6 protein-coding genes are annotated in these 11,758 nt (G+C 55.0%); 4 read left to right on the forward strand and 2 right to left on the reverse strand.

The window, feature by feature from the left end; all coding sequences use genetic code 11:
- Positions 1-87: 87 nt before the first annotated feature.
- Together GSQ82_RS05085 and GSQ82_RS05090 are read left to right on the forward strand one after the other, a co-directional pair.
- The gene (locus tag GSQ82_RS05085; RefSeq protein ID WP_158790914.1) at positions 88-786 is read left to right on the forward strand and encodes a carboxypeptidase-like regulatory domain-containing protein; all 699 of its coding nucleotides are present in this window, start codon (positions 88-90) and stop codon (positions 784-786) included.
- The gene (locus GSQ82_RS05090) at positions 783-1,157 is read left to right on the forward strand and encodes a carboxypeptidase-like regulatory domain-containing protein (protein ID WP_158790915.1); all 375 of its coding nucleotides are present in this window, start codon (positions 783-785) and stop codon (positions 1,155-1,157) included. Before GSQ82_RS05085 ends, GSQ82_RS05090 begins: the two co-directional genes overlap by 4 nt.
- Before the next feature lie 8 nt (positions 1,158-1,165).
- Here GSQ82_RS05090 and GSQ82_RS05095 read toward each other — a convergent pair whose 3' ends face one another.
- Both GSQ82_RS05095 and GSQ82_RS05100 read right to left on the reverse strand, forming a co-directional pair.
- Positions 1,166-2,599, reverse strand: a complete 1,434-nt coding sequence (locus tag GSQ82_RS05095) for a sugar porter family MFS transporter (RefSeq protein WP_158790916.1) — start codon at positions 2,597-2,599, stop codon at positions 1,166-1,168.
- A gap of 2 nt (positions 2,600-2,601) precedes the next feature.
- A complete protein-coding gene (locus GSQ82_RS05100) occupies positions 2,602-6,012 on the reverse strand; it encodes a DUF5107 domain-containing protein (protein ID WP_158790917.1) in 3,411 nt (1,136 codons plus the stop codon).
- Positions 6,013-6,327: 315 nt separating this feature from the next.
- Between GSQ82_RS05100 and GSQ82_RS05105 the strand changes: the two genes are divergently transcribed.
- Positions 6,328-8,325 (forward strand): glycoside hydrolase family 97 protein, encoded by a 1,998-nt coding sequence (locus GSQ82_RS05105; RefSeq protein ID WP_158790918.1) that lies wholly within the window; start codon positions 6,328-6,330, stop codon positions 8,323-8,325.
- Between the two features lie 577 nt (positions 8,326-8,902).
- Positions 8,903-11,758: TonB-dependent receptor (locus tag GSQ82_RS05110; RefSeq protein ID WP_158790919.1), on the forward strand; the 2,856-nt coding region annotated here is incomplete at its 3' end.

The raw sequence follows: 11,758 nt of genomic DNA on the forward strand, positions 1-11,758 counted from the left end.
TCGTCGAAGTTGTACGGGAGCATGAGTATGCGACTGTTGTATGGCCTTCTCGTATTGCTTTTTGCAAACACTGTTGTAGGAGGGCAGATGACAGACTCGGCGTTACAAGGGTCGATCGTCGAGGGTCATGTCACCTGTAGCGACGGCAATGTGCCGGCTCGTAGTGCTAAGATCCGGCTGATTCCTATTACGAATCTACTTCCGGCAAGTGATACGGCCAAGACAACGGATGAGCGGTCTCCGGAGACAACAACCGACTTCGATGGGTATTACATCTTTTCGTCGGTTGCACCTGGAACCTACATCGTAGATGCGAGGAAGGACGGCTACGGGGACGATCTCGGATTTATCCGTACCGTCTTTGATCGTCTTACACGCGATCAGCAGAAGGCGCTACTGTTGACATTTCCGCAGGTTTTAGTCCGGGCCTCAGGTGTGGCGCGTGAGGATGTGGTGTTGCGCCGCGCGGGAGCACTCACGGGCCGCGTCACAGTCGATGCTGGAGGGACGATCAGCCCAGGCTATGTGACGGCGACTCTGGTGTCGAGCAGCCTTCTTGGGAACATGGAAGGGCACGATGATCAAAAGGCAACTGGGTTCTCGCAGCGTGGGACGATCGACGACCGTGGAGTCTATCGCATTGCGGGCCTTCCCGCTGGCAAGTACCGGCTGTCGGTACGCGTCACGGAGGCGTACTTTGACGCTAAGGTAGACGGTTCGAACGTTACCATGCAGCCTCAAAGAACAGGCACGGCTGTACTCACATTTTTGCACCAGAGGCCTTGACGGAGAGCGAAGCAAAGCCGGTTGAGGTTCACGATGGCGAGGAGGTGTCCGACGCCGACCTCTCCATTCCGAGAAGGATCTTGCACTCGATTGGGGGCATTGTCACGCAGAGAGGAACGCCTGTTGCGGGAGCCGTGATCAATGTCCTACCCCAGGGACAGAATATGCTGGAGTATTCCGCTATCTCTGCTTCTGATGGCGGCTATCGCTTCGATCTTTTGCCTCCGGGCGTTTACTCTGTCGAAGCCAAATACCCTAACCCGTTCGTATCTCCGGCGCACTCTGCCAGCCGCAAGATAACGGTGCAACTTAACGGAAGCGATATGTTGGACACGAACGTGGATGTTCCTACTCAGGGTCACGCACAATAAAGGCAGATTCAGTTTCTGTGGGTTCGCGCTTCGATTTCTTCTAGCGTGCGGCCTTTGGTCTCGGGTACGTATAGGAACACAAGGACTGCTCCTGCGAAGCAGACAGTGCCGTAGGTGAAGAATGTGCCTGAGCTTCCGAGTGCGCTGTTGATGAAAGGGAAGGAATAGGTAAGCGCGAAGGAGGAGATCCAAAGGGCGGAGACGGCCGCGGATACTCCGAGCGACCGCAATCGGTTGGGGAAGATCTCCGCGATAAGGACCCAGGTAAGCGGGGCGAGAGTCATGGCATAGCATCCGATGGCGCAGAGTGTCAGCACGAGCACAGGCATGCCATGCCATCCCATTCGATACGCCAGGCCCGCCAGTACATGCGACAACCCAATGCCGCAGCAGCCAAAGAGCATCAGCGGACGACGTCCGACACGGTCAACGACGGCCATTGCAACCAGCGTGAACAGTAGATTGATGGTGCCGGTGATGACGATGTCCAAGAATATCTGATTCGTGCCAAGGCCTGCCGCTCGATATACCTCTTCTGCATAGCTGAAGATGATATTGATGCCGCTCCACTGCTGCAGGACGGCCAGTGCGATTCCGATGAACAGTACAGTTCTCACACCGGGCTGCAATAGTCCGCGCCAGTTTGCGGTCTGAGCCTCTTCTTCTTTGAGAGCGTTTGCAATGGCTGTGACTTCCGCATCGGCGTATGCTGCAGTGCCGCCTACTCTTTGGAGTATGAGTTTCGCGGATTGCTGGCGGCCCCTGGCCAGTAGCCAGCGAGGGCTCTCGGGGATGCAGAAGGCCGCGGCGAGAAACACCGCTGCAGGGAGGGCTACGACGGTGAACATCCAACGCCATCCATATTGAACGTTCCATGAAGCAAGCAACGCCTCGCGAGTGATAAGTGATGGAACGGCATCGGCGATCCGCCAGTTTACGACCTGGGCCAACAAGATGCCGATCACGATTGCAAACTGGTTCAGGCTGACGAGGCGTCCTCGATGCGAGGCAGGGCTTACCTCAGCGATATACAGGGGCGAGATATTGGAGCTTAGGCCGATGGCCACACCTCCGGCAATTCGCCAGGTGATGAAGAGGGCGAAGGAGGACGCCCAACCTGTGAGGATGGATGATGCTGCAAAGAGTATCGCGGAGGCGATCAGAACGGGTTTGCGACCGTAACGGTCGCCGAGATTGCCTGCAATCAGGGAGCCAACAAAGCAGCCGACCAGCGCGCAGCTATTAGCCCATCCTATTGAGGCTGCGCTTGTCAGATGAAAGTAGACCTCGAAGAACTGACGCGCGCCGCCGATGACCACCCAATCGTAGCCGAACAACAGACCGCCAAGAGCAGCGACTAGAGCAATCCCCCACACGTAGGCCGTGGCTTTTACTGGAGCTGCCGTTGAAGTATCTTTCGAGACCAGGGGAGTCACATGCATGGCTATTTGCAGATCTCTTCGGCCAGCAGATCGCGGGCACCGGGGTGCGAGCGATCCAACTTCAATACTTCATCGAGAGCTCGCTTCGCGTCGTTGTGTTGCCCGAGTCCCCACCAAGCCTGTGCGCGAAGGAACGTCGCGGTGATGTGTTGTCGCCTGCTCAGATCTTCCTCGAATAGAAGCATGGTGGGTAGTGAGGTTGCGAAGTAATCGATCTTCGGAGCCTCCTTGCTCAGCTCTTCAGCATAGGCAAGAATATTCTCAAGTAGTTTGGTGGCTTCTTGTTCCCGTCCCAGCCTGCGTAGCGACATTGCGATCCAGTAGGTCATCTCGGAGACGGATCGGACCTGCATCTGCTGGAAGTCGCCGCGCTGTTTCGCAGAGGACTCCCAGAGTTGCCTGGCTCTATTATGGTCTCCAGCTAACGCGCACGCTTCTCCTTGCCAGAACTCGATGTTGCTGCTGTTTCTGAGAAGGTGGCGAGCTTCGCTCAGGCTTTGTGGCGGATGATGGGCGACTTCAAAGTGCGTTCCCGCCCTGGGTGCATCTCCAGCAAAGAGCGCGGCACAACCTAACTGCAGATGAGCACGTTCGTACTCGCCCAGGACTAGGCCTTCGCCACCCTCCCATGGCTGAAAGCTTCGTGAGAGCAGGAGCACGAGGGCATCCGTAGGGCGGCCAACCTGGTTATACAGTGCGACCAATTCGACTGAGAGATCGTCGCGCTTTTCCACCAGTTCGCGATTTGCTTCAAGGACTGTGAGCCGATCTTCGGGATCGTCCCCTATCCGTTTTCTGAGCTGATCCTGTTCGTAAAGTATGCGGGCATCCGAGGGGGCGGCAGTGCGAGCGCGGTGAAATGCGTGAGTTGCGCGCGTCACATCGCGTTGAATGTTGAAGTATGCGATGCCGAGATTTCTCCAGGCGGTAGGGAAGTCTGGATCCAGCGCAACTGCACGCTCCCATTGCGTGATCGCCTCATGGTGGCGGCGACGGTCGTAAAGAAGATTGCCGAGATAGTAGGGCGCACGGGCATCGGCAGGGTTCAGAGCAATGGACTCTTCTAGAACGAGTTGCTCTTCGAGCCTGCCGGGAAAGACGCAGAAGGGGCTGGCGTCAGTGGCCTGGACGGCGAATTTGAGAGCAGACGTATTGTTTCCGCGGAGAGTTTCGAGTGTGGCGAGAGTGTACAGCTCCATGGCCCCAGTGGAGTGCACGAGCACTCGTTCCGCATCGGAGTAAAGTCCAGCTCGAATGCAGTCGTAAGCTAGGTCAAGCTTCTGTCCAGCATCGACGGGTGGGAGACCTGTCGACAGGAAGCGGCTCCAGATATCCAGCGGATCGAGCCGTTGTAGTTGGGCGAGTGCATGGTCAGCGCCTTCTTCGAGCCCGAGGCGACGCAGGACGACGACACGTAGATTCAGCGCATTCAGGTTGTCGGCTTCGGCTTTGAGAGAACGCTCCAAATGCTCGAGTGCAGCAGCCAGACGACCGGCGCGGATGTCCAGCTCAGCCAGGCGATGAAAGCCTGGGCCTCGCCATGCAGCTGACCAGGTGGCTTTGTAGAAGGCATCGTAGGCGGTCTGCGTCTGACCTTGATACATCAGCACCAGCCCCAGATTGTAGTAGGCCTCACTGTCGTAGGGGTTAGGATTGCGCGAGGTGAGGCGGCTGATTGCTGTACGAAGATGTTCTTCCGCCAGTCGAAACTCTCCGCGCCGAAGATGGATGCGGCCCATCGCATTGTTTGCTCGACTGTCTCCGGCATCGCGGTGCAATATCTCGCGCCAGTATGGTTCGGGTGAGCGGGTCGCGTGCCGGTATTGCTCGAGGTGCAAGCCGATCAGATAGAGTTCGTCGATGGAGGTGATCTGTTCGGGGGCGAGAGGCTCGGTCGCTTCAGTAGGAGCGGGTGCTGGGACGATCTCGGCTGGCGCGTGATGCAAAAGAATCTCATCGCCACACTGCAACTCGACAGTCCAGTTGTCCTCGTTGTCAGGGAGTGGCAGGCTTGTCTCTAAGGGCTCTTCCGGTCGAAGAGTTCCACTCCAGACGGAGGATTGTCCCGACGAAGTTGTAAGTCGAACCTGTGCGTCTTTGACCGTTCGAGTTACCAGAAGATGGATCTTCACCTTGTTGTCTATTCGCTCGACACGGATCGCGGCATGTAGATTGGCCGTGTCCGGAACACCGATTTTGCGGATCGGATACCAGAACTGGCTAAAGCTCTTGGTCTCGCCTGGCGCGAGGAAGGTGAAGTCCGGCTGGTTGTCGGTGTATACCCCGGCCATGAGTTCAATGTACGGCCCATCCGAGTCCGTGAGGCTGCGATCCCAAGCGTAGCCGAACTCGTGGTTTCCCCACGTCCATTGCTTCTTGCCGGGCGATACATGATGGTTTGCTACATGTACCATTCCCGCGTCGGCGCGGTGATCGTATCCGCCGAAGAAATCGTATTTAGAATTGGCGATCATGTAGCTGGTGGGGACAAGGATATTTGCGTACCAGCTAAGGTCGTTCGCTGGATAGGAGCCGTCGGGAACGAAGTCGCCGGGCACCTCGTCGGGCGGCACTCCATTTCGATCGCGGTCACCATAAGGAATGCCGTAGTAGGTTCCAAGACTTTGGGGAAACTCGGTGATTGCCCTCTTGGCGTGGTCGGCGACGAAGCGCACATCTTTCGGGAAGAACGACTGATACTGCTCGTGCACGCGCGTGGCGACGTTGGCCCACCAGAGGAAGGTCTGGGTGTCCATGGTGCGGTTGTAGAGGCGGACCTTCAACTCTAGATAAGCGCAGCCAGGGCGGAGGCATACTCCATGCATGCCTTTCATGCGCGACATTGGATCGTGGTCGCTGCACCACACGGTGATCGAACCGTCGTCTTCGCGCTCTATGGTGGTTTCAACAGGAAGGAAGGTTGCTGGCCTGTGATGCTGCGGCCAGTTGAACTCCACGCCGCCAGATATCCATGGACCCGCTAGCCCAACCAGTGCAGGCTTGATCACGTTCTGGCGATAGAAGAAATCGTAGCCGTTCACCTTGTCATAGCCGACGTGAATACGTCCGCCGATTTCCGGAAGGACCATGACGCGAAGGTATTCGTTTTCGAGATGCACGGCCTGCCATTGGTGCTCGCAAGCAACGGTGGACACGCGATCAATTACGGGCAGGGGATAGACCTTGCCGCTGCTGCCCTGATACACCCGTTTTTCAAGGAATACAGGATTCGGATCAGGTTGAGCGGGCAGATAAGTGTTCATGACCACTGGCTCATTCCATGCCTTCACAGATCCGGTCTCCGTCAGGGGGGCGGTGGGGAGGCAAAGTTTGCGCCGACTATCCCCAATTGCTTCGACAGTAGGTGTTTCGACGGTATTGGCCTGCGTCTTCGTGGATCGTAGGAGAGTCATAGACTCGTTTACGTTACCGTGCGAGCACATCGGTTGACAACTGTTTTCGAATCTATTTCTGTTTCGGCCTTGCCTAAGCAAGAATTGGGGAATAGCTGCTAGTTAGTAGATCGGCACCCGATTGCCTAACGGGGAACTAGGGCAGGCCCTTTTCAAGAAACCGCTTGACAGCGGTAACGATAACGGAATAGCCTCGCTTGCATTGGAAATCGAGTTCGAGAGCGGCGGACGTCTGCCAAATTTTGCAGTCGGCGAGGACTTCGTGTCTTCACTTTCGTCTTCATTTGCCTCAACCATGTTTGCTGGAGAAAGAGAATGTCGCAGGGAAGATTATCGGTTTTGGCTTCAGCCTTCGCATTGAGTTTGCTATGCACTTACTCTGCGCCAGGACAAGCAGCAGGGGCGGCGGAAGCCCACTCACCTGATCAACGGATAATCCTGCACTTTGCGATTAAACCCGGTAAGGACTCGGTCGCGGGGCAGTTGGTCTATTCGATTGACTATCGCGGCAAACCGATGTTCGAGGACTCTGCTCTAAAGATGGAACTAGCGAACCAATCTCCACTCGGCGATAAGGTTCAGATCATCGGCAGTACTCCGGGATCTGGAGTCGATCAGTATAAGCTTTTAATCGGCAAGACTTCTGATGTTCACGATGACTATAACAGTCTCAAGGTCGATGTCGCTGAGGAGTCCGGATCGGGGCGGAAGTTCTCGGTAGAGGCACGAGTCTACAACGATGCTGTGGCCTTTCGCTATCGCGTGCCAGAGCAGCCGTCGCTCAATCGATACCAATTGACGCAGGAAGATACAGAGTTTCGTCCGGTTATGGATGCGACAGCGTGGACGCTACGCCTGCCGAACTATCAGAGTGGATACGAAAGCGAGTATACCCAGCAGGTGCTTAGCGCCCTGAGCAATCAGGGTGGAGTTTCCAGTTATATCCTCAATGGTTCGCCTGCGTTGCTACATCTGCCCGGCGTTGCGTGGGTGGCCGTTGGCGAAGCCGACCTTGAAGGCAACTCCGCTATGTATCTTGAAAATCCAACCGGAAACTGGGGTGGCCACTATCTGATCAGCAAGATCTCTCCCCCTGTAGATGGGGGTGGTCCAGCCGTTGATGCTCCGTTGCCCCATGACAGCTCGTGGCGAGTGATCATGATTGGGGACAAGCCAGGCGACCTGATTGAGTCAACTGTGATGACCGATCTCAATCCGCCCAACCGTGTCCTTGATACTAGCTGGATCCACGACGGTAAGGCTTCGTGGGACTGGTGGAATGGCGATATCGGACCGGATGGCAAGTCTGCCTACACTACCGAGACCATGAAGTATTACGTCGACTTTGCAGCTCAGTCTGGCTTTCCTTACATGATGCTCGATGCGGGATGGTCGACTGGCGATATTACAAAGCAGCGAGGCAACGTAGATGTGCCGGAGTTGGTCCGTTACGCGGCGAAGAAGAATGTGAAGATTTGGATCTGGCTTTATTCGAAGGCCGTCGCGAAGCAGATGAAGGACGCTTTCCCGCTGTACGAAAAGTGGGGAGTGGCCGGTGTCAAGATCGACTTTATTCTCAGGAACGATCAGCAAGGGATTGAGTGGTATTACGACGTTGCGAAGCTTGCTGCGGAACATCACCTTATGGTCGATTTCCACGGAGCGACCCAGCCCTGGGGTGTCGAACGCACCTATCCTAATGTGCTCAACTATGAAGCTGTGCTGGGTCTTGAGAACAACAAGGCTGGCAGGCGGGACAGCCCTGTCGATCGCACCGTGTTTCCTTTCACGCGCATGCTCACTGGGGCCATGGACTACACGCCTGGGGGGTTCAACAACGTTACAGAAGAAAAGTTTGCCGCGCTCGACAAGAACCCCATGGTGATGGGCACACGAGCGCAGCAGCTTGCGCTTTATGTTGTCTTTCAAGCTGGACTAGAGATGGTCTCCGATGTGCCATCCATCTATCAGAATGATCCAAGCTTTCAGTTCCTGCGTGACGTTCCGACCACATGGGACAAAACGCATGTGTTGGCTGGCGAGCCAGGCGAGTTCGTCACCATCGCGCGAAAGCATGGACGAGACTGGTATCTGGGGAGCATTACTAACTGGACGCCCCGTGACCTCCACATTCCGCTCAATTTTCTTGGTAATGGAGCTTATCGCGCAGAGATCTACACTGATGCAGCCGATTCCGGCGAGAACCCGAAGCGCATCTCCATTCGCAAACAGACTGTACACAGCGGCGAGACGCTGAATCTCCCTCTGGCAAAAGGTGGGGGGTGCGCAATCCGTTTTATGCCGGTCAGCTAAGCAGAAGAAGGGTCTCGATAGCTGACGAGGCAGGATCGATCCGGTCGCCAGTAGTTGCTGCTGGGACTTGGTGGCCACAACTAGACTCCTTAGTCGCATTGGTTGCGAGCATGTAGCTCCCACCAATTTAATCAGGTCAGCCCTATGATCTTCCCGCGTCTGTTGGGGTTCTCGGCAAGATGTAAACACGTTGTCGTTACCGTTTACATAAGCTCAGCCAACAGGTAGTACCAGTCTCAATTGTGCGTCAGGCGCTGTTATGAGCTAGAGATTGCGCGCAGAATACGTATACCTTCGCAAACAAACTTCCGTATAGAGGGTTTTGAAGATTCAGATAGAAATAAAAATGCTTGACAGCGGTAACGATAACGAAATAGCCTCACTTGCGATTAATAAATCCATCTCTGGATGAAGCGAAATACCTATATTTCCGGTTTTGTGTAGGCCAAAGCATTCAGGACTTAGAGGCATAGCTCGTCGTCAGAAACAACCACGTTGCAGTGCGTCCAGAGCTCTTTACGCACCGAAACATATCGATCCAACAGAAGTTCATCCATGGCCAGTACAAGAGGTTTCAATGAAATCCATAAGACTCTGGAGTGTCTGCATTGCCATCCTGCTCCTGCCTGCCGTTTTATACGGTCAGCAGTTCACGGGAAGAGTGACAGACTCGACCGGCGCAGCAGTGCCGAAAACAAAGATCACCGTCCTCAACATGGCCACGAATGTCACCATTGCGACAACGACAACTGGTGCCGGCGACTATACCGTCCCTTACCTTAAGCCGGGACTGTATAGCATCAGTGCGTCTGCGACGGGATTCGATCTAGAGACAAAGACGGATATCACCTTGCAGGTCAGCCAAACGGTAAGCATCGACTTTACGTTGAAGGTCGGATCGATCGCTGAGACGGTTACTGTAAGTGGAGAGCAACTGGACCGTGGTAAAGCGGATATCGGCGAGGTAGTCGAAAACGAGCGCGTCAACGAACTGCCTCTCAACGGCGGAGACCTGGGGCAACTTGCGCAGTTGTCTGCGGGCACCTACTACTCCGGCAGTACCTTGTACATGCGGCCGTTTGATAACTCTCTGGCAGCCCTTTCGATCAACGGCGCACAGGACGCCGAGAACTTGCTCCTGCTGGATGGCGTTTCTAATGAAGCCGCGCACGGAGACGCCTACAACGGAACGAATTCGCAAATAGGTTACGTCGCTCCAGTCCAGTCTGTGCAGGAGTTCAAGGTCGTCACGGTTCCCCTCGATGCTGCTTACGGCCGTCTCCAGGGTGGCGTCATCGACATTACCCTGAAGTCAGGCACGAATAAGATCCACGGAAGTGTCTATGAATTTGCACGCCGAGGTTGGCTGGACTCTAATCTCTGGTCCAATGATTTCTATGGTCTTCCGAAGGCCGCGCACACGCGAGATCAATACGGTGCGCAGTTGGATGGCCCCGTTATCATTCCCAAGCTCTATAACGGTCGCGACAAGACGTTCTTTGTCGCCCAATTCGAAAACTGGAAAGAGATACTTCCGGGCACTGCTCTGGATACGGTCCCTGACCCGGCATGGCTGAAGGGGGATTTCAGCAAGCTGACTTACTACGATGCGACCACGCAGTCGCAGCAGCTGCTTACTATTTATGATCCGCTGACCCTTCATGACAACGGAACAGGCGCTTTGGTGCGCAATCCGTTTCCCGGAAACATCATTCCCCAAAGCCGCATTAGCCCATTCGCGTCATCGATCCTTTCGCTCTATCCAACGCCGAATGCGACGCCAAATCCTCTTCAGAATTCTTATACGAATAACTATGTCGCGGACACTGCGATCTCTGATACGTATCGGAATGCATTGATCAAGATCGACCAAGTCGTCGGTTCGAATGACCGAGTGAGTATACGGTATGGCTGGTGGGAGCGCTCCGAAACCCAAAACCAGACTGGAATTCCGGGAGTTGGGGCCAACGGTGAATTTCCTCATGGTGAGCGCGTCAATACCTTCTCGCCAGACTGGGTTCACACGTTTACACCAACGCTGGTCACGGACTTCAAGGCTTCGGTCATCGTGCGCGGTAATGTCCTGAACTCCGGACCATTGGGCTACGATCTGAGCCAGCTGGGACTATCGAGCAGCTTCATCTCCTCGCTTGGCACATTCGGACATTCTCTTCCGCAGACAAATCCGAGTGAGTTTACTGCGATCGGAAATACCGGTGGTGAGTTCACGGTGGGCGACTCTCTGGCCATGCTGCCGAGTGTTACCTATATACGCGGGAAGCATACAATCCGCGCTGGTCTGGATTGGCGCATCCTGCAGTGGTCCTGGAGAAACATCCGCGGTGGTACGAGCTTCAACGTGGACCGGACCTGGACGCAGGCAAACTACCAGTCGGGAGACAATACGAGCGGAAACAGTGTCGCATCGTTTTTGCTAGGCACTGCATCATCCGGTTCGGTACAGATTAATCCGCTTGCCTTCTATTCCCAGCACTACTATGCGCCGTTCATCCAAGATGACTGGAAGGTGCTGCCGAAGCTTACGCTGAACCTTGGCTTTCGATATGACCTCAACGGTGCTGTAGTTGAGCGCCACGACCGAGTCGACTATGAGTTCAATCAGACGGTCGCAAATCCGGTGTCATCCCAGGTAAGTTCTCCAGCTTTGACCGGCCCGTTGATGGGTGGGCTTGAGTTTGTTGGAGTAAACGGCAATCCGCGCGCGTTCAATGCGCTCGTGAAGACCAATCTGCAGCCGCGCGTTGGCTTCTCCTATTCGCCGGTGGACAAAATCGTTGTTCATGGGGGCTTTGGAGTATTTTTCCTAAATCCAAATCCCGGTCCTAACCAGTATGGCTTTTCTTCTACTACTCAATACAACGCATCAAACGACGGCGGTAAGACGCCAACCCAGAATCTCGGCGTAGCTGGAGTTGCTCCTAATCCGTTTCCGACTGTTATCCAGCCGACCGGATCGTCACTGGGATATCTAACGGGCCTGGGACAGGGGCTCTTCTACTTGAACCCGTCTTTCAGGACGCCGAAGACGTATCAGTATGCCTTTGGAGTTCAGCAACAGTTCAACAAGGGAAGCGTACTTGAGATCAATTATGTTGGTACTCGTACCCGAAAATTGGGAACCAGCGATAACATCAATCGTGAGTCAGCTGCTGCCTATGCTCAGTGCGACCCAGAGCTTGGCGGCAACCCAGCTGTCTGCAATAGCGACACAGGTTCATACATAACAAATCCGTTTCAGAATATTGCAGCGTTCCAGGGTTCAAACTATTACTCACAGCCGACGATCCAGGCTCTGAATTTCACGCGGGCGTTCCCCGCGTTTGGAGACGTCACCGAGTACGACATCAATGGCGGGAAGACTTGGTACAACGCTCTGCAGCTGACCGCTACGCAGCGTGTAAACCAGTCCTTC

The sequence above is a fragment of the Granulicella sp. L60 genome (assembly GCF_009765825.1).
GTDB lineage: Bacteria > Acidobacteriota > Terriglobia > Terriglobales > Acidobacteriaceae > Edaphobacter.

Excerpts from the sequence above, each read along its gene's own strand:
- GSQ82_RS05085 (WP_158790914.1), top strand. The coding sequence starts at position 88 with ATGACAGACTCGGCGTTACAAGGGTCGATCGTCGAGGGTCATGTCACC.
- GSQ82_RS05095 (WP_158790916.1), bottom strand. The coding sequence starts at position 2,599 with ATGCATGTGACTCCCCTGGTCTCGAAAGATACTTCAACGGCAGCTCCA.
- GSQ82_RS05100 (WP_158790917.1), bottom strand. The coding sequence starts at position 6,012 with ATGACTCTCCTACGATCCACGAAGACGCAGGCCAATACCGTCGAAACA.
- GSQ82_RS05105 (WP_158790918.1), top strand. The coding sequence starts at position 6,328 with ATGTCGCAGGGAAGATTATCGGTTTTGGCTTCAGCCTTCGCATTGAGT.